This window comes from Aminobacter sp. P9b, assembly GCF_045345995.1.
In the GTDB taxonomy this organism is placed as follows: Bacteria; Pseudomonadota; Alphaproteobacteria; order Rhizobiales; family Rhizobiaceae; genus Aminobacter; species Aminobacter niigataensis.
This window is the reverse complement of record NZ_CP150082.1, coordinates 1,774,871-1,794,224: the sequence shown is the minus strand read 5'-3', so window position 1 is coordinate 1,794,224 and position 19,354 is coordinate 1,774,871. Positions and strand designations below refer to the sequence as shown.

Genomic DNA, 19,354 nt, shown 5'->3' with positions numbered 1-19,354 from the left:
ACCCGCCTATTAGGTATGTTTCGGGTCTGTGGCTTGGGTCAAGTTCCTGCCTTTCTCCTTTTTGCTTTTGGTCTCATGCGCCGAGCTGTTCTTGAAGCGGAAGCTGTCATTTCCGGTTTCGAGGATGTGGCAATGATGGGTGAGCCGGTCGAGCAGCGCGGTGGTCATCTTCGCGTCGCCGAAGACGCTGGCCCACTCGCTGAAGCTTAGGTTGGTGGTGATGATGACGCTGGTGCGCTCGTAGAGTTTGCTCAGCAGATGGAAGAGCAGCGCACCGCCGGACGCACTGAACGGCAGGTATCCCAGCTCGTCGAGAATGACGACATCGGAATGGACAAGGCGATTGGCGATCTGGCCAGAACGTCCCTGTGCTTTCTCCTGCTCCAACGCGTTGACCAGTTCCACGGTCGAGAAGAAGCGGACCCGTTTGTGATGATGTTCGATGGCCTGGACGCCGATCGCCGTGGCGATATGCGTCTTGCCCGTGCCGGGGCCGCCGACCAGAACGATGTTGTTGGCCTCGTCGAGGAACTCGCAGCGATGGAGCTGGCGCACGAGCGCCTCGTTGATCTCACTGCTGGCGAAGTCGAAGCCGTTCAGATCGCGGTAGGCTGGAAAGCGTGCGGTCTTGAGCTGATAGGCCGTCGATCGCACCTCTCGTTCCGCCGTCTCCGCCTTGAGAAGCTGTGACAGGATCGGAATGGCGCCCTCGAACGCCGGCGATCCCTGTTCGGTCAACTCGCCGACTGCCTGCGCCATGCCGTGCATCTTCAGTTGCCGCAGCATGATGACGATAGCGCCGCTTGCCGGATTATGACGCATGGCGGGCCTCCGTCTTTCTCAGGGCATCGTATCGTTCGACATTGGCCTTGGGCTCGTTGATGAGCGTTAGGGCCTGAGGCGCCTCGATGGTCGGTGGTGTGAAGGATTTGCCGTCGACAAGGCGATGTAGCAAGTTCAGCACATGCGTCTTGGTTGGAACGCCGGACTTCAGTGCCATATCGACCGCCGACAGAACGGCCTGTTCATCGTGCTGAAGCACGAGCGCCAGGATATCGACCATCTCGCGGTCGCCGCCCGGCTTCTTGAGCAAATACTGCTGCAGAGTCCGGAACGCGTCGGGAAGCTCGGCGAACGGTGCGCCGTTGCGAAGAGCGCCCGGCTTGCGCTGCACGACCGCCAGATAATGTCGCCAGTCGTAGATAGTCTGCCCCGGCCGATCATGGGAACGATCGATGACGCGCCGATGCTCGCAGACGATCTGACCTTCCGCGGCGACAACGACACGATCCGGGTAGACCCGCAGGCTCACCGGCCGGTTGGCAAAGGAAGCCGGGACGCTGTAGCGGTTGCGTTCCAGATGCACGAGGCAGGTGGGCGAGACCCGCTTGGTGTATTCTACAAAACCGTCGAAGAGCCGGGAAACTGGCATCAGAGCCTGAGCCTCCTCAGCCCAGATGTCGGCAATGGTGCCACGCATCTGACCATGCGGCGTCTGTGCCCATAGTTCCTTGCAGCGCTGCTCCAGCCATTCATTGAGTGCTGCCAGCGACGGAAAGCGCGGCGTGGGCTGCCAGAGGCGGTGACGCGCGTCCTGCACGTTCTTCTCGACCTGTCCCTTCTCCCAGCCAGAAGCCGGATTGCAGAACTCCGGCTCGAACAGATAGTGGCTGGCCATCGCCTGGAAACGGACATTGATGTCACGTTCCTTGCCACGTCCGACCTTGTCGATCGCCGTGCGCATATTGTCGTAGATGCCGCGACCCGGAATGCCACCAAAGACGCGGAATGCATGATTGTGGGCGTCAAACAGCATCTCATGCGTCTGCAGGAGGTAGGCCCGGACGATGAAGGCCCGGCTGTAGCTCAGCTTCGTATGCGCTACCTGGAGCTTGGTGCGCTCATTGCCGATGATCGCCCAGTCCTCCGACCAATCGAACTGGAAGGCTTCGCCCGGCTCGAACGCCAGGGGCACAAACGTCCCGCGGCCAGTAGTTTGCAACTCCCTCTGCCGATCCTCCCGCCATTCCCGAGCAAAAGCCGCCACGCGGTTATAGGAACCCTCATAGCCGAGGCTTATAAGGTCGGCATGCAACTGCTTCATCGTCCGCTTCTGCTTGCGGCCCTTCTTGGATTCCGTCTTCAGCCAGGCCGATAACCGATCCGCAAACGGGTCAAGTTTGCTCGGACGCTCCGGGACCTTGAACTTCGGCTCTACGCCGTCGGCACGGAGATACTTGCGGATGGTATTCCGGGATAGGCCAGTCCTGCGGCAAATCTCCCGGATCGATAGATGCTCTCGAAAATGCCAGCGTCGGATCACGCTCAATAACGCCATGTCGATCACTCCATAGCCCCCGCTGAAAACATGCGAGGGAGGGTTCAAACATGGGTCAATTCTCAATGGAAATATTGGGCTGCGCCGGGTCAGTTCTCAGTGGCAATCAACAGCCCAACCTAGCCCAGCCGTCTGCTGCAGGGCCACGGTGAACACCGGGTCGACGCTTTCGACCAGCTTTCGCGAAAACACGGTGTAGAAAGCACAGCAGAGGACCGCTCCCAGCAGCAAGAGTATTCCCTGGGGAGCAGTTACGTCTCGGAGACCGCCGAAGACGTTGGCCACCAAACCAACCCCCAAACCGCCGAGCAGCATTACCAGGAGCAGCCGCCAGGTGACTTTCTCTCCGAGAACCAGTGCAGCCAGGCCAAGTATCATCAGCGGCTCGGCGGCCCACAACAGCGTCGCGACGCTCGCCGACACGCTGGCAAGGCCCATCAAGTTGAGCGTGTAGGAAATGCCGGGGTTGAGTACGCCGAGAGCGATCAGCGGAAGCCAATATGACTTCGCGGGAGCAGGACAGGCTGTTGCAAGAACGGCAGCCCACAGGAACAAGGCACTCGGCGCAAGCTGGACGACCAGCAGCGTAACCGGGTTGATTGACGCAAGCAGTGCCTTGTTCAGGACGGTTGCAGCACCCCACAGGGCACATGCAGCAACCAGCAGGACAGCAGGAGGAAAGCGCGGCGAATGGCGCATCTCAGTGGACTCCAGAAGCGGTTACGGAAAAGCGGTGGATGCAGCGAACGGGCTAGCGCCCGGCGCAGTTCTCCGCGTCGCAATGGTCGTAACCGGGTCTTCTTGGAGGCCTAGCCATCCGTCTCTAACCCATCATGCAAGATCTTCGATTGTTAGCACCTGCGGCAGGGGCCATCAACCTGTCGGGTTTTCCGCCTAGCTACAGCACGGCTGGCCATCGCCTTTCGCGGGGCCGCAGCAGGCAGCGGTGGCCTTAGCCTGTTCGACCAGCCAACGGTCTCGCGGCTTGCAGCTCGCCGCCCCGGGCGGACAGCTGCACATGCACATCACCTCCCTGGACGAGCGGCATCGATGCCTGGTGAAGCTGCATCGGCGCGATGCCGTCGCTTGCCTCAAAGGTCAGCTTGGCAGTGGGATCGAGCGCCACGTGTTCGCTGACCTTGCGTATGATGGCCGAGAACTTTCCGGCGGGCATGCGGGTCCGCTCGTCCTCGTTCGGTGTCGAGGGGCGAAACGCAGGAACCACTCAGGCTCAAGGGCAAGCAGTTCAGGGCATAGAGCCCGCGCCAGGGACGCTTGATGGGTGGCCCCGGCTTTCCACCGGGGCCTTATTGCAGGCCGATCTCTACGGGTGCAATGGTACGCCTGTCTCAGGCGAATGCGCCGTTGCGCACTTACAATCCGACAGTGACGACGAAGTGTTTCGTCACTGGCTCGATGATCTTCCAAGTGCCCTTGAAATCCGCTTCCACGACAAACGCGTCGCCCGGCCCAACCTCGACAGGCTCGCCGCCGTCTGGAGTGATGACGATACGGCCCGAGATCATGTGGACGAATTCGTAATCTGTGTAGCTTGCGTGGTAGGTGCCCGGGGTCGCTTGCCATGTTCCCGACAGAACCTTGCCGTCCTTGGTCTTGTGCTGGACGGCGGTCTTCATCGTCGGCTTTCCTTCGACCACCACCCATCCCGGCAGATCGTTGACGTCGGCATTTTCCACTTTGCCGAACTTGAGGACAGTGTTGTGTGCCATGGTAAAGAACTCCCATTTATCAGACGCTTCTCAATAGCCGATGTATCATTGACAGGCAACTTAGTTTCCTACCATTTAATTTTCTTGAAGGTCTTGCGCCGCCGAGGAGAGGCGCAAGTCCCGGCACTTGCGGCGGCGATCGAGATCCAGCAGACGCTGGCAATCGCGCCTGGGCTGGTGGGGAAAGCGGAAGATCCAAGAGCCAAGCTGTCATCCAGGGAACGCGCGCGACAGGCTGGCCACGCGCTCGACCGATCAGGCGAAGCAACTCCTTATGCTTTGCGCCGCACCGATCGCAGACGAGGCCGGCGATCTTTCGAACCACCTAAGCGGCAACCGCTTCCCCCGAGAAAACTGGACAATCGACAAGCACGCGGCCCATGCGCGTCCTGATGGCGCAGAATCGGTCGCAGACATTGCTGTGACGGAACTAGGCGGCCAAGGTCTGCGCAAGCACGCGCCCGATGTCGGCAATGGCGGCATTCCATGGATGCAGCTGGCAGTTTGACCCAGCGCAAAGAAGCCACCGCCGGACTTGCTATGGTCTTTCGGTCGGGTGCAACACCCTCTGTTTGCACTTGATCCAACCTCGCCCGCGCTGCCTCCCCATTCGGCGCGGGCCTTTTCGTTTGCTGGCCGGCTGTCTCTGTCTCCGGCGAAGCAAGGCCAAGCATGGCTGCGACGTTTGCCGCATCGAGGCAACCGCGGGCATCTTGTTTGCGCTAGCGCAAAGAAGACGCAAGACGTTGGGTCATACTGCCGGCAGCCCAACCGGAGAAATGCTCGTGCCTGACGCCAATCAAGAAAGCTCCCTTCTGCCGATGCTGGTTGCCGGGCTCGTCCTGGTGGCGGTCGGCGGCATCGCCATCATGATGTTCGTCTGACCGGCGGCGGGGACCCGCGAGACGGAACCCACGCAAAGGCGGGGCAAAGATGGGCGTATCCGCCATATTGCTGCCCTGCATGTGAGCCGGCGGATATGCCGGAGCTCAGGCGGAAATGCCAAGGGCCCGCCGGTGGTACCGGCAGGCCCCTATGTCGGAGCGATGGCGGGCGGGGGTGTTGGGTCGCTCCGTCAACAGGAACGTAGCTGTGAGGCTTCGGTTCCCGAACTCAGAAACGGCAGCGCAAGCCGCTTGTATCCGCGTTCATTCAAGCTGCATCACCCGCCAATCACCACGCGGAACGCATAGCGACAGGGCGGCCGCCGCAAGGCCTGGCTGCCATAGCGGTGTGAACTCAGGACGCAGTCTGCCGGAGGCGGGCGATCAGGGCGACAAGTTCCGATTGGCGCCCGGTGCCGGTCTTGGCAAAAATGGAGCGGAGATGCGATCGCGCCGTCTCATAGCTGACCGACCGCAATTCGGCGGCTTCGCGAAGCGACATGCCATCGGCCAGCATCGAGGCCAGCATCGCCTGGGACTTGGTCAGGCCGAATGTTTCGGCCACATTTTCGGGTTCCGATATCTTCGATTGATCGAGGTCTTCGATCAGGCAAACGCCAACCGAGTGCGAGAAGATGTCGAGAAGGTTGCCGCCGAGACGCTGGATACGCAGCAGGATCGGCCGCGCGGCATCCCTCTGGATCACGACCGGCTTGGCGAGGCTAGGGTCCAGCCATCTTTCCGTCAGCACGGCATTCATGCGCGTCTTGATCAGGACGGTTTCGGCATGTGTCCGCGAACGGAGTTCACCTTGCGAAATCTGCAATTCGCGCCCGAGGCTTGCGCTTGCGGCAGCGTTCGTGGCCGTTACTCTCCCAAAGCGGTTGAAAAACACCGCCCCCATCCTGGCCATCTGGAAGGCTTCCAGCATGCCGTCGATTTTCTGGCTGGCAATGTTCCACATGATGGAGGCGGAGACCATCAACCGGTCCCGCATGGCGCGGAAAATCCGCTCGTCCTCTACGTCGAACGGGTCCTCGTCCAGGCGCCGGTGCAAGGTGAAGCAGACCAGGTCGCTGGGGTTGGAGAGGCCTATGATGCAGGTGCGGCCAATGCCGTATTTCGACTGGGCGCGATAATATTCCTGCTTCTTGAAATCTTCGCTGGTGGTGTAGTGCTGTTCCAGAACGGTTCCCTGCAAGGCCAGCAACGGCAATGCGCGAAGACGCCACTCCCTCTTGTTCCAGCCGCCATCAAAGTAGCCCTCGAGGGCTGGCTGGAGGCTGTCAGTCATGACCACCCCACCGGGGAAACAGCCATGCAACGGCACGATGTTGACCCCGAAGGCGCCCGTAGCTTCGGCCACCTGGTCGAGAATGCGCGGCCACAAGGAAGGGTCGACGGCAGCTTCGAGAGTTCCGTCGAGCGCACGATCCAGTTTGGCTAAGTCAATTCGCATGGGCATGCAGAACAGGCGCGAGTTCTATTTTCCAATACATACATCAATACGTCGCAGGAAATCGAGACAGCTGCGGTGCGTGTTCGGACTCGATTTGCCCCGGCCGCGATGAATACCCAGATGCTCCCGCCAGCATTTTCTTCCAGCCGATGCCGGCACTGCACGCGGACGGATCTTTCTGCCGTCCATGGAACTGTCCTTCGTTTCGGGAATTGAATCGTGAGGCAGCGTTCAGGAGCCCCACATCATGCCGACGCCGTTGCAGCCGCGCCAACCGAGAGAAGATCAAAACAGCTTCGAATACTTCTTCGCGGCGGCGGTCATGATCGCCGTTGCGGCAACGCTTCTCAACGCAGCGGCGGCGGATTTCATGCTGGCCATATTGCTGCTTCCCTAACCGCACGAGGAGCGGGAAAGCCCCGCTTGCCGCCATGGACTGGTCGGATTGGTTCTATGTCGCCGTGGCATTCGGCACAGTGAGCGCGGTGCTTTGGCAACTCGGCTACTAATGGCTGGTGGGTCGCACGCGGCGCGCCGCCTCTTCGTCGCGAACATGTCGACGGCGCAAGATCGCGGTCGCCTTGAGCTTTGCAATTGCCGCCTATTGCGCGCAGACCCGGACATTGCCCGGGCCTGCGGATTTGTACGCGCCCGGCGCTAGGCTGATTTCACCAGCCTCAGCAGCACGAGCAGGATCACAGCGCCGATGGTCGCATGGAGGATGGCGGCGATGATGCCGGCCCCCAGGCTGATGCCGATGGCCGGAAACAGCCAGCCGGCAATCAGCGCGCCGACGATGCCAACCACGATATTGCCGATCAGGCCGAAACCGTAGCCCTTGACCAGCTGGCCGGCGAGCCAGCCGGCGACGGCACCGACGATAAGGAAGACGAGCAGGCTTTCGATACCCATGTGATCTCTCCTGGTTTGTGCCGTTTGGAGGTCAGGCTACGGCAGTGGTCTGGTCTTCGACGGCAGCGCCCGGTGTATTCTTCTTGATCGACTCGATCGCCTTCAGCGCCGACGCCTTGGCCGCGTAGCCTTCGGAGCTGAACATGACCTCGCCATTGGAAGCCCTGAAGCGGAAGCGAAACTCGCCGCCCTTGTCCTTGTAGACCTCGAACTTATACATCGCATTTCCTCGTAATTACCGGTTCGCGACTCACGCCGCTGACGAATCGTCGCACAGGCTGGCGGCGAAAGTCCATCGCGGTTGCAAGGGCGCTGTGCCGACACGCTGCAGGCGTGTCAGGCGTCCCTGTCGGTCAGGCAGATGTGGCAGCAGCCCGTGCCGTGGCCGGGCGTCCAGGTGGCATTGTCGAAGCGCACGCCGGTCGCCTCGAACAGGCCACGGTCGAAAGCGCCGGCGATCCGGCACAGCGTCGCCAGCCTGTCGTCGCCGACGTCTGCCGCCACCCAGGCGTCCTTCAGCGGACAGCGCTTGACCTTGAAGGCGATGTGGCTGTCGCTGCGCTCGACATCGGTCGGGTACATGCGTCCGTCATCGGGGCTGACGGCCAGGAAGGCCTCGCCGATGGCGCGCGCGTCGTTCGGCCCGAACTGCGCGAATGCCACCTCGGCGACTTCACGGCCGCGCCGCTCGATCGCCCGCACCAGCACTTCCTCGGCCTTCGCCTCGCCCAGCTCGGCCGACAGCTCCTCCAGCATCAGCCGGTAGAGGTCGGCGCGGTTGCGGAAGGCGGAGTCGAGTTCCGCGGCGAGCTTTTCCGCACGTATCGCAAGTTCGGTCACGAAACAGTCTCCTTGATAGTCGGCAGCTCCGGCGTGGCGGCCACCAGCGCCCGGCCGGTGGCGGAGGCAGGTGCGGCGATCACCGCTTTCGCCTCGCCCTGTTCGACGACGCGTCCGCCATCCATGATGGCGATGCGGTGGGCGATCGCCCTGACAGCACCCAGGTCATGCGAGATGAAGAGATAGGCGATGCCCTCCTTCGCCTGCAGTTCCCCAAGCAGGCGCAGGATGTCGCCGCGCACCAGCACGTCGAGCGACGCCACGGCCTCGTCGAGCACGATCAGCTTCGGCCTTGTGGCAATCACCCGGGCGATCGCGACGCGCTGGCGCTGCCCGCCCGAGATCTCGTGGACCCTGCGGCTGGCGAGTTCTGCCGACAGACCGACACGCTCGAGCAAGGCAGCGATGGCCTTGGGGCGCGTGGCTCGGTCGGCGATGCCGTGGATCCGCAGCGGATCGTCGAGCAGGCGCGCCACCGTGGCGCGCGGGTTGAAGGCAGCGAGCGGGTCCTGGAACACCATCTGCAGTTTCGGCCTGACGGCGCGCAGCGCGGCACCGCGCAGAACGAGCAGGTCTTCTCCGGCGAACCGAACGCTGCCGGCGTCCGGCTCGACCAGCCTGAGCAGGATGCGAGCAACCGTCGACTTGCCCGACCCCGAGGGACCCACCAGCGCCAGTGTCTCGCCGGCTGCAATTGAGAAGGAAACACCGTCGAGCGCGGCGAAATCCCTGTCGCCGCGACGGTAGCGTTTCGACAGCCCGTCGACTTCGAGCAGCGCGCTCATATGCCGGCACCAGAATGGGCCTCGAGCCCCAGATGCGCGGCAAGCAGCGCGCGGCTGTAGTCGCTCCTGGGTTGGGCGACCAGTTCGACAGTCGGCGCCAGCTCGACCATGCGGCCGTGGCGGAACACGGCGATGCGTTCGGCAAAGCTGGCGGCGAGCGCGATGTCGTGGCTGACGAAGATCAGCGCCATGCCGTCCTCGGCCACCAGTTCGCGGATCAGTGCCACGATCTCGGCCTGGACGATGGTGTCGAGCGCGCTCGTCGCCTCGTCTGCGATCAGCAGCCGCGGCCGCGCCACGATGGCCGCTGCAATCGCCACACGCTGCTTCTGCCCACCGGAAAGCTGGTGCGGATAGGCATGCGCCAGTACCGAAGGCTCGGGCAGCCTCACCCGGTCGAGCAGTTCGACTGCCAGCCGCATTGCGCCGCGCCAGTCCATATCGAGATTGGCATGCGCCACCTCGGCCACCTGCTTACCGACCGACATGACAGGGTCGAGGCTCGATCCCGGGTCCTGGAAGACGAAACCGATGTCGCGACCGTTGCGCGCCGGATGGTCGAGACCCGGCCACGCGATTGTTCCTTCCAGCGCCGCCGCTTGCGGCAGCAGGCCGGCAATCGCCCGCGCCAGCGTGCTCTTGCCCGAGCCGCTCTCGCCGATGACGGCCAGCCGTTCGCCGGCGGCCAGGTCGAAGTCGACGCCTTCGAGCGCCGCCGCAGTGGCGCCGCTGTAGCGCACGCCCAGTCCACGCAGCGAAAGCAGCGGGCTCATGCCTGCCCCTCCCGCGCCGCGGTGCCTTCGACCACGCCCTCGCCGGCGAGGTAGACGCCGAGCACTGAGAACACCAAGGCGATGCCGGGTATGACCGAAAGGAAGGGCGCCGAGCGCAAGACCGCCCTGCCCTCCGCGATCATGCCGCCCCAGGTGACGCGGTTGGGGTCGCCGAGACCGAGGAAGGACAGTGCCGCCTCGGTCAGGATGGCGGCGGCGACGATCACCGACGACAGCGCCAGCACCGGCGGCAGCGCATTGGGCAGCACCTCGCGGAAGGCGATCTCGATGGGATGCATGCCGATGACCCGCGCCGAGGCGACGTAGTCGCGCTCGCGGATCGACAGCACTTCGGCGCGGGCGATACGCGCCGGCCCGGTCCAGGCGCTGAGCGCGATCGCCGCCACCACCACCGAAAGTGAAGGCCCGACGACGCTGACGAGTGCCAGCGACAAGAGGAAGCCCGGCACCGTCTGGAAGGCGTCGGTGATGCGCATCAGCACCTCGTCGACCAGCCCGCCGGCAAAACCGGCCACCGTGCCGACGACGCTGCCGACGAGGATCGATGCAGCGGCGGCGGCAAGGCCGACGGCCAGCGAGGTGCGCGCGCCATGGAACAGCCCGGCCAGCACGTCGCGGCCGAGCCGGTCGGTGCCGAGTGGCAACGCCCAGTCCTGGAAAGGCCGCAGCAGGGGCTGGCCGGCGATGGCCAGCGGGTCGCCGGGAAACAGCAAGGGCGCCGTCAGCGCCATCGCGCCAAGCAGGCCGAGGATGACGAAACCGGCGACGGCCTCGGGCGAACGGAACAGGCGGCGCAGGCTCATGCGTTCGCCTCGCTGGCGCCGACGCGCGGGTCGAGCGCGGCATAGGCGATGTCGACGAGCAGGTTGATGACGATTACGAGCACGGCGCTGACAAGGATGATGCCGATCAGAAGCGGCGTGTCGCGCGACCCCACCGCCTCCTGCGCCAGCCGGCCTAGGCCCGGCACCGAAAACACGCTTTCGATGACCACGCTACCGCCCAACATCTGGGCCGACTGCAGGCCGAGCATGGTGACCAGCGGCAGCAGTGCATTGCGGGCGACATGGCGCAGCACGATGCGGCGCCTGGGAATGCCGCGGGCGCGGGCGGCGAGGGTAAAGTCCATGCGCCAGACCTCGGCCATGCCGGCGCGCATCATCCTGAGATAGAGCGCCAGATAGATCAGGCCGAGGCTCGTCACCGGCAGCACCATGTGCCGGGCAATGTCGAGCGCGCGGGCGATGCCCGTATTCCCCGACGCGATGGTCTCCATGCCCGACAAGGGCAGCCAGCGCAGCTCGACCGAAAAGACGATGGTCAGCACCAGCGCCAGCCAGAAGCCGGGCACGGCATAGAGCGCCAGCGAGCCGATCGACAGCAGCCGGTCGCGGGCGCTGCCCGGCCGCGCGCCGGCGACGATGCCCAATGCCGTGCCAAGTGCGAAGGACGATGCAGTTGCCGCCCCCATCAAGAGCAGCGTGTTCGGCAGCCGTTCCAGAACGACTGACAGCACCGGCCTGGAAAAGGCGACCGAGTGGCCGAGGTCGAGATGCAGCAGCGCCCAGAGATAGGCGGCGAGCCGCGTCATCGGCGAAGCGTCGAGCCCCCAGCTCTGGCGCAATGCCTCGATCATGCCGGCGTCGCCGCCGACGGAGGCGACATAAGCGTCGACCGCGTCGCCGGGCGCAGCTTCGAGCAATAGGAAGGAACCGACGACCACGATCAGCAGCACCGGAATGCTGCCGATGAGACGGCGTTTCAACAGGCGAACGGCGCGGTTCATCAGCCTACCCTCCCCCTTGTGGGGAGGGTGGCCCGAAGGGCCGGGTGGGGGTTACCGGAGTGAAAGAGCTACCCCCACCCCTGGCCCCGCCCCACAAGGGGGAGGGTAATTCTGGCTCAGCGTCATCTGCAAGCGCCACTGCGTGCAGTTCTGCTTCATCTGCAGCGGCCACCGCGCCTGCTTTTTCCGGAAAGAAGTGCCTCGGCTTCACCCAGACAAACACCCACCCAATTGAAAGGCGCGCGACCGCCAGTCCCCCTCCCCTTTGTGGGGAGGGGTCAGGGGTGGGGGTGAATTGAGGCACTGCGACTTCCAGGGGCATGCTCAGTAACGGGTCATCATCCCAGCTCAGGCGATGATGTCACGTTTCGACATAGGTGTCCGCCCAGTTCGAAACCGCCCAACGCGGGTTGTTGGACACGTTCTTGACCGTGTCGCGCGCCACTGTGATGAAGCCCCACTCGGCAACGTTGATCAGCGGCAGGTCGGCCGCCACCTTCTTCTGGAACTCCTTGTAGAGCTCGATGCGCGCCGCAGGATCCAGCGTCTCCGCCGCCTTGGCGATTAGCGCGTCGAGCTCATCGTTCTTGTAGCCGCCCTGGTTGGAGAACGGCACGCCGTCGGGGATACCCGACTGCACAAGGATGGTTGTCGAGATCGCCGGGTCGCCGCGGAACACCGGCGGGGCAATGGCGATGTCGAAGGCATGGTCGGTGTAGACGGCCTTCTGGTGCGCGGCCGAGTCGTTGTTGACCAGTTCGGCGTCGATGCCTACGGCAGCCAGCGCCTGGCGCAGATAGTCGCCGAACTGCTTGGTCTCGTTGAAATAGGGCGCCGGCAACAGTTTCAGGGCAAAGCGCTTGCCGTCGTCCTTTTTCGGATAGCCGGCCTCGTCGAGCAGCGCATTGGCCTTGGCGACGTCGAAGCCATAGGTCGCAACATCAGGCGTGTAGAACTGCTTGTCGTTCTGCGGCACGATGCCGGTCGCCGGCTTGGCGTAGCCGAGGAAGATCGTCTTGACGACGAAGTCCTTGTCGATGGCATGCGCGATCGCCTGGCGCACCTTGAGGTCGGCGAGTTCCTTGCGGCGATGGTTGATCTCGACGACGAGTTGGTAGGTCAGTGCCTCGTATCCTTCCGTGATCACCTTGATGCCGGGCACCTTGGAGATGCGTTCGAGGTCGGCCAAAGGCACGGCGGAAAACGCGGCAAGCTGGATCTCTTCGGCCTCCAGTGCGCCGGCCGCCGCCGCGCGGTCTGGCAGCACGCGATAGATGATCTCGTCGAGTTGCGGCTCGTTCTCGCCCCAGTATTTGTCGTAACGCTCGAGCCGGTAATATTCGCCCGGCTTGTGCTCGGCAAACTTGAACGGCCCGGTGCCGACGGGCGCATTGTTGGCCGGGTTCTCGGCGATGTCCTTGCCCTCGTAGACATGCTTGGGCACGACCGACGTCAGCGCCGGCAGCGCGTTCTTGATCAGTTGCAGCGGGGTCGGCTTGGAGAACTTGAAGACGGCGGTGTATTCGTCGGGTGTCTCCACCGCATCGAGGTTCTTGAAGACGACGCGACCGAGATTCTGCAGCGGCTTCCAGACGTTGAGCGCCGAGAACGCCACGTCGGCCGAAGTGAACGGCTTGCCGTCGTGCCAGGTCACGCCCTCACGCAGCTTGAAGGTAACGGATAGCCCGTCGGCCGAGCCTTCCCAGCCCGTCGCCAGCCGCGGCTCCAACCCGCCCTCACCGTCGAACGAGGCCTCGGCCAGCGGCTCGACAACCTTGCTTGCGACGAAGAACACGCCGTTGGAGGCGACGATCGCCGGGTTCAGGTTGCGCGGCTCGGAGTCGGCCGCCACCACCAGCCGCCCGCCTTTCTTCGCCTGCGTCCAGCCGATCGATGGCAAGGCCGTCGACGCCAGAAGGAATGCCGACCCTGCCAGGACCCTGCGCCTGGAAATTTTGAAACCCGCCATATCGGCCTCCATGCCCTCGGCACGGCGACATCGCCGGCCCATCAGATGATGGCCGGGATTATGATCCGGGAAAGCCGTTTTGCGAGAGACGAAATTGGCGTTTTGCGGCGCTGGCCCAAAACATTGTGCTCTTTGCGCGATGCCATGCCGCGCAAACGCCTCGGAAAATGCATCGGCCCGGAAACCGCTGCCGATTTCCGGGCCGATGCATAAGACCGTGCGTCGAATATCTGCCGCCGTTCAGGCGGCCTTCTTCTTGGCCAGGCGGGCGCGTATGCTTTCGACATCGGCGCGCGGCGTCGCCGCAAACAGCGTCTTGGTGTAGCTGTGCTTGGGGTCGGCGAAGACCTCGTCGCGGCTGCCATATTCGACCGCCTCGCCGAAATACATCACCATCACCTCGTCGGCGATGTAGCGCACCACACTGAGGTCGTGGCTGATGAAGACGTAGGTCAGCTGGAACTCGTCCTGCAGGTCGGCGAGCAGGTTCAGTACCTGTGCCTGCACCGACAGGTCGAGCGCCGAGACGGGCTCGTCCAGCACCAGCAGCTTCGGGTTCAGCATCAGGGCACGCGCAATGGCGATGCGCTGGCGCTGCCCGCCGGAGAACATGTGCGGATAGCGGTTGTAGTGCTTCTCTTCGAGGCCGACCTTCTTCAGCAGCGTCATCGCCCGGTCACGGCGCTCGTCGGCGGGGGTCTTGGTGTTGATGACCAGCGGCTCGGTCAGGATGTCGCCGATCTTCTGGCGCGGGTTGAGCGAACCGTACGGGTTCTGGAAGACGATCTGCACCTTGCGGCGCATCTCAGGCGTCAGGTCGCCCTTGGCGATGTCGATCTTCTTGCCTTCGATCAGCAGCTCGCCCGACGTCGCCGGGTCGATCAGCGTCAGGATGCGGCCGAGCGTGGACTTGCCGCAGCCGCTTTCGCCGACGATGGCCAGCGTCTTGCCCTTTTCGACGGAGAAGCTCACGCCCTTGACGGCGTGCACGGTCTTGGCTTTCTTCAGAAAGCTGCCGGGCACATGGTAGTCGCGCACGATGTTGCGCGCTTCGAGAATGACGCTCATCGTGCTGCCCCTTCAATCTGGTCGTCGACGAACAGTTCGGAGATCGTCGGCAGCCGGTCGCCGGTGGCATTGTCGGGCAATGCCGCCAGCAGCGCGCGCGTGTAGTTGCTCTTGGGGTTCTCGAACAGCGTCAGCACGTCGGCTTCTTCCATCTTGCGGCCCTTGTACTGCACGACCACGCGGTCGGCGGTCTCGGCAACCACGCCCATGTTGTGGGTGATCATGATAAGGCCCATGCCATAGTCCGCCTGCAGCTTCATCAGCAGGTCGAGGATCTGCTTCTGGATGGTCACGTCGAGTGCCGTGGTCGGCTCGTCGGCGATCAGTAGCTTGGGGTTGCAGGCGATCGCGATGGCGATCATCACCCGCTGGCACTGGCCACCCGACATCTGGTGCGGGTAGGAACCGAGGCGCTCGGCCGGGTCGGCAATGCCGACCGCCTCGAACAGCTCGATCGCCCGCTTGCGGCGCGCGGCTCTGTCGAGCCCCAAATGCATGCGCAGCACTTCCTCGATCTGGAAGCCGACGGTGAAGCACGGGTTGAGGCTGGCCACCGGCTCCTGGAAGATCATGGCAATTTCCTTGCCGATGATCTTGCGCCGCTCGTTGGCCGACATCGACAGCAGGTCGCGGCCGTTGAAGGTCAGTTTGTCGGCCGTGACCTTGGCCGTCCAGGGCAAGAGGCCCATCGCCGCCAGCATCGACACCGACTTGCCCGAACCGGATTCGCCGACGATGGCGAGAACCTCGCCCTCGTGAACCTTCATCGACACGCCGTTGACCGCCCGGAAGGGGCCGGAGGCCGTCTCGAATTCGACGACCAGGTTTTCGATTTCAAGAAGTGCCATGTCAGGACCTCTTCAGCTTCGGGTCGAGCGCGTCGCGCAGGCCGTCGCCCATCAGGTTGATCGCCAGAACGGTGATGAGGATCGCCACGCCCGGAAGCGTCACCACCCACCATTTGCTCTGGATGAACTCGCGTGCCTCTGCCAGCATCGTGCCCCATTCCGGGGTCGGCGGCTGCGCGCCCATGCCGAGGAAGCCCAGTGCGGCCGCGTCGAGAATGGCGCTCGAGAACGACAGCGTCGCCTGGACGATCAGCGGCGCCATGCAGTTGGGCAGGATCGTCTTGAACATCAGGCGGATATGGCCGGCACCGGCCACCTTGGCGGCGACGACATAGTCGCGGCTCTTTTCGCTCATCACCGCGGCGCGGGCCAGGCGCACGAAATGCGGCTGGTAGACGAGCGAGATGGCGATCATGGCGTTGACCAGGCCCGGCCCGAGGATGGCCACCAGCACGAGAGCCAGCAGCAGCGACGGGAAGGCCAGGATGATGTCCATCACGCGCATGATGGCGGTGTCGACCCAGCCGCGGAAGTAGCCGGCGATCACGCCGAACACGACGCCGACGACCAACGACAGCGTCGTCACGATGACGCCGACGAACAGCGAGAACTGGGTGCCGAAGATCAGGCGCGAAAGCATGTCGCGGCCGACGGCGTCGGTGCCGAGCAGGAAGTCGGCGCGGCCGCCCTCCTGCCAGACCGGCGGAACCAGGACCGCGTCGCGGTACTGCTGGGTCGGATCGTGCGGTGCGATCAGCGGTGCGAAGATCGCCAGCAGAACCAGGAAAATGAAGAACACGAGGCCGATCACGGCGCCGCGATTTTCGGAGAAGTAGTACCAGAATTCGGCCAGTCGCGCCCGGCGGGACGGATCAGTCGAAACGGCGCTTGTTGCAGCAGCTTGAGACATGACGCCCTCCTAGTGCCGGATGCGCGGATTGATGAGACCGTAAAGCAGGTCCACGGCAAGGTTCACCAGCATGATGACGGCGGCGATCATCAACAGGCCGCCCTGGATGACGGCGTAGTCGCGCCGCGACACGGAATCGACCATCCACTTGCCGATGCCCGGCCAGGAGAAGATCGTCTCGGTCAGGATCGCGCCGGCGAGCATCACGCCGACCTGCAGGCCGACGGTGGTGACCACCGGGATCATGGCGTTGCGCAGCGCATGGACGCCGACGACACGGAAGGTCGACAGGCCCTTGGCGCGCGCGGTGCGGACATAGTCTTCCGACAGCACTTCGAGCATCGCCGAGCGCGTCTGGCGCGCAATGACGGCGAGCGGGATGGTGCCCAGCACGATGGTCGGCAGGATCAGGTGGCTGACGGCCGACTTGAAGGCGCCGGCCTGGCCGGACAGCAGCGAGTCGATCAGCATGAAGCCGGTGACGGGCGGGAAGTAATACATCAGCGAGATGCGGCCGGAGACGGGCGTCCATCCGAGCATGCCGGACACCAGCATGATCAGCAGCAGGCCCCACCAGAAGATCGGCATCGAGAAGCCGACCAGCGCAGTGCCCATCATCGCCTGGTCGGCGAAGGAGCCGCGCTTGATGGCGGCGATCATGCCGGCGGGAATGCCGAGCACGACGGCGAAGATGATGGCGCAGAGCGAAAGCTCGACGGTCGCCGGGAACAGCTCGAAGAACTGGTCGACCACCGGCCGCTTGGTGACGATCGAAGTGCCGAAATCGCCCCGCACGACGCCCCAGAGGTAGTCGAGATACTGGATGACGATCGGCCGGTCGAAACCGAGCTGGGCGGAGATTTCCGCGTGGCGCTCCGGCGACATGACGCGCTCGCCCGACAGGAGGGCTACGGGATCGCCAGGCAGAAGTCGGATGAATGAGAATGCGATGATGGAAACCCCGACGAATGTCGGGATGAGGACGGCTAGCCGCCCCAATAGGAACCGGAGCATGTCAGACCTTTAAGTGAATGTTCCGAGAAAGGTAAGGGTAGCACAAAATGTGCATTGGGGCGCTTGTCGTCCAAGCGCCCCAACCCAGGTTGGCCATGTTTAGGCAACCTTACTCCGTGATGTCAACTCCGTCGAAGGCGAAGTCGCCGAGCGGGCTCTGGACGAAGCCTTCGACGTTCTTGCGCATCGGCACGACCGACAGCGAGTGGTCGATGGTCGCCCAGGGGGCGTCCTTCTTGAACACCACCTGCGCCTGCTCATAGAGCTTGGTGCGCTCGGCCAGGTCGTTGGTCTCCTTGGCCTTGGTCACCAGGTCGTCGAACTCCTTGTTGCACCACTGGGCGCGGTTGTTGCCGCCGACGGCGTCGCAACCGAGCAGGGTGTCGAGGAAGTTGTCCGGATCGCCATTGTCGCCGGTCCAGCCGAGCATGACGGCGCCGTCACGATCCTTGGCCTTCGACTTGTCGAGATACTCGGCCCACTCGTAGGAGACGATCTCGACCTCGACGCCGACCTTGGAGAAGTCGGACTGGATCAGCTCGGCCGCGCGACGGGCATTGAGCATGTAGGGACGCGAAACCGGCATCGCCCACACCTTCATCTTGAGACCGCTGACGCCAGCTGCCTCGAGTGCCTTCTTCGAGGCTTCCGGATCGTATTTGTCGTCTTCGACGGCCTTGTTATACGACCACATGGTCGGCGGGATCGGGTTGGTTGCCGGGGTGGCAGCACCCTGGAACACGGCGTCGACGATCGCCTGCTTGTTGATGGCCTGGTTCAGCGCCTTGCGGACTTCCGGCTTGTCGAACGGAGCCTGGGTGGTGTTGTAGGCCAGGTAAGCAACGTTCAGGCCTTCCTGCTCCATCACCTTCAGGTTCGTGTCGGCCTTCATCGCGGCGACGTCGGCAGCGTTCGGGAACGGCATCAGGTGGCATTCGCCGGCCTTCAGCTTCTGGTAGCGAACCGATGCGTCAGGGGTGATCGCGAAGACCAGGTCGTCGATCTTCTGCTTGCCGCCCCAGTAATCCGGGTTGGCCTTGTAGCGGATGATGGCGTCCTGCTGGTAGGCGACGAAGCTGAACGGACCGGTGCCGAGCGGCATCTGGTTCATCTGGTTCATCTTGCCGTCGGCCTGCAGCTTGTCGGCATATTCCTTCGACACGATCGAAGCGAACGGCATCGCGATGTTGGCGAGGAACGGCGCTTCCTTGCGGGTGAGCGTGATCTTGACCGTCAGGTCGTCGACCTTCTCGACCGACTTGATGACTTCCGGGAAGCCCATGCCGGCGGAATATTCCCACGAAGCGCCGGTCACGTACTTGTTCCAGGGGTTGTCGGCCTTGAGCTGGCGCTCGAAGGAGAAGACGACGTCATCGGCGTTGAAGTCACGGCTCGGCGTGAAGAACTCGGTGGTCTGGTACTTGACGCCCGGACGCAGCTTGAAGGTGTACTCCAGGCCGTCGTCGGAGATCGTGTAGCTCTCGGCCAGGCCCGGCTCGGTCTCGGTCGTGCCCTTCTTGAACTCGAGCAGGCGGTTGTAGACGGTGTGCGCAGCAGCGTCGAAAGTCGTGCCGGCAGTGTAGAGGCCCGGATCGAAGCCTTCCGGCGAACCTTCCGAGCAGTACACGAACGTCTTGGCGCTCGCCGCACCGCTGAGGACGGTTGCAGCCAGCAACGCGGCCGCAAAGGTCGTTTTTTTGAACATTGAACACTCCCTATGATTTTTCCCAAGCCCTACCCGTCAGGCTCGCAGGCGCGCATATAAGCACCGTTTATTCAGCTTTGGAACTCCCCGCCTACGTGCCCTTTGGTAAGCAGAATAAATTACCCACAGATGACTTGAAGACAGTCTTTTTTTTTCGAAGTTTCATTACCGGGCAGTCGATTTCAACTTTGCCGACGCTTCATCAGAAACCGCTTTATCAGCGTCCGCCACGCCATATCCCGTCCCGGTCGCGATATCGGGCCGGCCGCGCCGTGGCCGGTTCCAGCCGTGCCAAAAAAAGCGCAATTCGTG

General features: G+C 63.4%; 21 protein-coding genes and 1 pseudogene. 3 read left to right on the top strand and 19 right to left on the bottom strand.

Annotation, left to right across the window (positions count from 1 at the left end):
- Positions 1-9: 9 nt before the first annotated feature.
- From istB to WHT83_RS08855, 5 genes and pseudogenes are all read right to left on the bottom strand, one after another.
- Positions 10-822 carry an IS21-like element helper ATPase IstB gene (istB, locus tag WHT83_RS08875; protein ID WP_315929025.1) on the bottom strand — a complete coding sequence of 271 codons (813 nt, stop codon included), beginning with the start codon at positions 820-822 and terminating at the stop codon, positions 10-12.
- Positions 812-2,338, bottom strand: a complete 1,527-nt coding sequence (gene istA / locus WHT83_RS08870; RefSeq protein WP_315929027.1) for an IS21 family transposase — start codon at positions 2,336-2,338, stop codon at positions 812-814. Before istA ends, istB begins: the two co-directional genes overlap by 11 nt.
- 96 nt (positions 2,339-2,434) lie before the next feature.
- A complete protein-coding gene (locus WHT83_RS08865) occupies positions 2,435-3,037 on the bottom strand; it encodes a DMT family transporter (protein WP_406873562.1) in 603 nt (200 codons plus the stop codon).
- A gap of 195 nt (positions 3,038-3,232) precedes the next feature.
- Positions 3,233-3,530 (bottom strand): annotated as a pseudogene (locus WHT83_RS08860) (hypothetical protein); the annotation flags it as partial.
- 181 nt (positions 3,531-3,711) lie between these two features.
- Positions 3,712-4,068, bottom strand: a complete 357-nt coding sequence (locus WHT83_RS08855; RefSeq protein ID WP_406873561.1) for a cupin domain-containing protein — start codon at positions 4,066-4,068, stop codon at positions 3,712-3,714.
- A gap of 274 nt (positions 4,069-4,342) precedes the next feature.
- On the opposite strand from WHT83_RS08855, the gene WHT83_RS08850 reads away from it, so the two are divergent.
- A complete protein-coding gene (locus WHT83_RS08850) occupies positions 4,343-4,576 on the top strand; it encodes a hypothetical protein (protein WP_183264068.1) in 234 nt (77 codons plus the stop codon).
- A gap of 731 nt (positions 4,577-5,307) precedes the next feature.
- Here WHT83_RS08850 and WHT83_RS08845 read toward each other — a convergent pair.
- On the bottom strand, positions 5,308-6,246 hold the full coding sequence (locus WHT83_RS08845; RefSeq protein WP_159091732.1) for a helix-turn-helix transcriptional regulator: 939 nt from the start codon (positions 6,244-6,246) through the stop codon (positions 5,308-5,310).
- A 24-nt stretch (positions 6,247-6,270) separates the two neighbouring features.
- Here WHT83_RS08845 and WHT83_RS08840 point away from each other — a divergent pair, with 24 nt between their 5' ends.
- Complete coding sequence (locus WHT83_RS08840) at positions 6,271-6,399, top strand: hypothetical protein (protein ID WP_256371646.1); 129 nt, start codon at positions 6,271-6,273, stop codon at positions 6,397-6,399.
- A gap of 259 nt (positions 6,400-6,658) precedes the next feature.
- On the top strand, positions 6,659-6,808 hold the full coding sequence (locus WHT83_RS08835; protein WP_183264069.1) for a hypothetical protein: 150 nt from the start codon (positions 6,659-6,661) through the stop codon (positions 6,806-6,808).
- Between the two features lie 260 nt (positions 6,809-7,068).
- Here WHT83_RS08835 and WHT83_RS08830 read toward each other — a convergent pair whose 3' ends face one another.
- The 13 genes from WHT83_RS08830 to WHT83_RS08770 form a co-directional block, all read right to left on the bottom strand.
- Positions 7,069-7,323, bottom strand: coding sequence for a GlsB/YeaQ/YmgE family stress response membrane protein (locus WHT83_RS08830; RefSeq protein ID WP_108609422.1), 255 nt, complete (start codon positions 7,321-7,323; stop codon positions 7,069-7,071).
- Between the two features lie 31 nt (positions 7,324-7,354).
- Positions 7,355-7,543 carry a YegP family protein gene (locus tag WHT83_RS08825; RefSeq protein WP_108609423.1) on the bottom strand — a complete coding sequence of 63 codons (189 nt, stop codon included), beginning with the start codon at positions 7,541-7,543 and terminating at the stop codon, positions 7,355-7,357.
- A 116-nt stretch (positions 7,544-7,659) separates the two neighbouring features.
- Positions 7,660-8,163 (bottom strand): L-2-amino-thiazoline-4-carboxylic acid hydrolase, encoded by a 504-nt coding sequence (locus WHT83_RS08820; protein WP_108609424.1) that lies wholly within the window; start codon positions 8,161-8,163, stop codon positions 7,660-7,662.
- Positions 8,160-8,948, bottom strand: a complete 789-nt coding sequence (locus WHT83_RS08815) for an ATP-binding cassette domain-containing protein (RefSeq protein ID WP_406873560.1) — start codon at positions 8,946-8,948, stop codon at positions 8,160-8,162. The genes WHT83_RS08820 and WHT83_RS08815 overlap by 4 nt, the downstream gene beginning before the upstream one ends.
- The gene (locus WHT83_RS08810; RefSeq protein WP_406873559.1) at positions 8,945-9,721 is read right to left on the bottom strand and encodes an ATP-binding cassette domain-containing protein; all 777 of its coding nucleotides are present in this window, start codon (positions 9,719-9,721) and stop codon (positions 8,945-8,947) included. The genes WHT83_RS08815 and WHT83_RS08810 overlap by 4 nt, the downstream gene beginning before the upstream one ends.
- Complete coding sequence (locus tag WHT83_RS08805; RefSeq protein WP_406873558.1) at positions 9,718-10,545, bottom strand: ABC transporter permease; 828 nt, start codon at positions 10,543-10,545, stop codon at positions 9,718-9,720. Before WHT83_RS08805 ends, WHT83_RS08810 begins: the two co-directional genes overlap by 4 nt.
- Positions 10,542-11,528 carry an ABC transporter permease gene (locus tag WHT83_RS08800; protein ID WP_406873557.1) on the bottom strand — a complete coding sequence of 329 codons (987 nt, stop codon included), beginning with the start codon at positions 11,526-11,528 and terminating at the stop codon, positions 10,542-10,544. The genes WHT83_RS08805 and WHT83_RS08800 overlap by 4 nt, the downstream gene beginning before the upstream one ends.
- Positions 11,529-11,889: 361 nt before the next feature.
- Positions 11,890-13,497, bottom strand: coding sequence for an ABC transporter substrate-binding protein (locus WHT83_RS08795; protein ID WP_406873556.1), 1,608 nt, complete (start codon positions 13,495-13,497; stop codon positions 11,890-11,892).
- Between the two features lie 240 nt (positions 13,498-13,737).
- Positions 13,738-14,565: an ABC transporter ATP-binding protein gene (locus WHT83_RS08790; protein ID WP_108609429.1), complete on the bottom strand. Its 828-nt coding sequence runs from the start codon at positions 14,563-14,565 to the stop codon at positions 13,738-13,740.
- Positions 14,562-15,413 (bottom strand): ABC transporter ATP-binding protein, encoded by an 852-nt coding sequence (locus tag WHT83_RS08785; RefSeq protein WP_108609430.1) that lies wholly within the window; start codon positions 15,411-15,413, stop codon positions 14,562-14,564. The genes WHT83_RS08790 and WHT83_RS08785 overlap by 4 nt, the downstream gene beginning before the upstream one ends.
- A gap of 1 nt (position 15,414) precedes the next feature.
- Positions 15,415-16,323, bottom strand: a complete 909-nt coding sequence (locus WHT83_RS08780) for an ABC transporter permease subunit (RefSeq protein ID WP_108609431.1) — start codon at positions 16,321-16,323, stop codon at positions 15,415-15,417.
- 9 nt (positions 16,324-16,332) lie between these two features.
- Complete coding sequence (locus tag WHT83_RS08775; protein ID WP_108609432.1) at positions 16,333-17,337, bottom strand: ABC transporter permease subunit; 1,005 nt, start codon at positions 17,335-17,337, stop codon at positions 16,333-16,335.
- A gap of 109 nt (positions 17,338-17,446) precedes the next feature.
- Entirely contained in the window at positions 17,447-19,042 is a 1,596-nt protein-coding gene (locus tag WHT83_RS08770; RefSeq protein ID WP_108609433.1) for an ABC transporter substrate-binding protein, read from the bottom strand.
- Positions 19,043-19,354 lie beyond the last annotated feature (312 nt).

Excerpts from the sequence above, each read along its gene's own strand:
- istB (WP_315929025.1), bottom strand. The coding sequence starts at position 822 with ATGCGTCATAATCCGGCAAGCGGCGCTATCGTCATCATGCTGCGGCAA.
- istA (WP_315929027.1), bottom strand. The coding sequence starts at position 2,338 with ATGGCGTTATTGAGCGTGATCCGACGCTGGCATTTTCGAGAGCATCTA.
- WHT83_RS08865 (WP_406873562.1), bottom strand. The coding sequence starts at position 3,037 with ATGCGCCATTCGCCGCGCTTTCCTCCTGCTGTCCTGCTGGTTGCTGCA.
- WHT83_RS08855 (WP_406873561.1), bottom strand. The coding sequence starts at position 4,068 with ATGGCACACAACACTGTCCTCAAGTTCGGCAAAGTGGAAAATGCCGAC.
- WHT83_RS08850 (WP_183264068.1), top strand. The coding sequence starts at position 4,343 with ATGCTTTGCGCCGCACCGATCGCAGACGAGGCCGGCGATCTTTCGAAC.
- WHT83_RS08845 (WP_159091732.1), bottom strand. The coding sequence starts at position 6,246 with ATGACTGACAGCCTCCAGCCAGCCCTCGAGGGCTACTTTGATGGCGGC.
- WHT83_RS08840 (WP_256371646.1), top strand. The coding sequence starts at position 6,271 with ATGCAACGGCACGATGTTGACCCCGAAGGCGCCCGTAGCTTCGGCCAC.
- WHT83_RS08835 (WP_183264069.1), top strand. The coding sequence starts at position 6,659 with ATGCCGACGCCGTTGCAGCCGCGCCAACCGAGAGAAGATCAAAACAGC.
- WHT83_RS08830 (WP_108609422.1), bottom strand. The coding sequence starts at position 7,323 with ATGGGTATCGAAAGCCTGCTCGTCTTCCTTATCGTCGGTGCCGTCGCC.
- WHT83_RS08825 (WP_108609423.1), bottom strand. The coding sequence starts at position 7,543 with ATGTATAAGTTCGAGGTCTACAAGGACAAGGGCGGCGAGTTTCGCTTC.
- WHT83_RS08815 (WP_406873560.1), bottom strand. The coding sequence starts at position 8,948 with ATGAGCGCGCTGCTCGAAGTCGACGGGCTGTCGAAACGCTACCGTCGC.
- WHT83_RS08810 (WP_406873559.1), bottom strand. The coding sequence starts at position 9,721 with ATGAGCCCGCTGCTTTCGCTGCGTGGACTGGGCGTGCGCTACAGCGGC.
- WHT83_RS08805 (WP_406873558.1), bottom strand. The coding sequence starts at position 10,545 with ATGAGCCTGCGCCGCCTGTTCCGTTCGCCCGAGGCCGTCGCCGGTTTC.
- WHT83_RS08800 (WP_406873557.1), bottom strand. The coding sequence starts at position 11,528 with ATGAACCGCGCCGTTCGCCTGTTGAAACGCCGTCTCATCGGCAGCATT.
- WHT83_RS08795 (WP_406873556.1), bottom strand. The coding sequence starts at position 13,497 with ATGGCGGGTTTCAAAATTTCCAGGCGCAGGGTCCTGGCAGGGTCGGCA.
- WHT83_RS08790 (WP_108609429.1), bottom strand. The coding sequence starts at position 14,565 with ATGAGCGTCATTCTCGAAGCGCGCAACATCGTGCGCGACTACCATGTG.
- WHT83_RS08785 (WP_108609430.1), bottom strand. The coding sequence starts at position 15,413 with ATGGCACTTCTTGAAATCGAAAACCTGGTCGTCGAATTCGAGACGGCC.
- WHT83_RS08780 (WP_108609431.1), bottom strand. The coding sequence starts at position 16,323 with ATGTCTCAAGCTGCTGCAACAAGCGCCGTTTCGACTGATCCGTCCCGC.
- WHT83_RS08775 (WP_108609432.1), bottom strand. The coding sequence starts at position 17,337 with ATGCTCCGGTTCCTATTGGGGCGGCTAGCCGTCCTCATCCCGACATTC.
- WHT83_RS08770 (WP_108609433.1), bottom strand. The coding sequence starts at position 19,042 with ATGTTCAAAAAAACGACCTTTGCGGCCGCGTTGCTGGCTGCAACCGTC.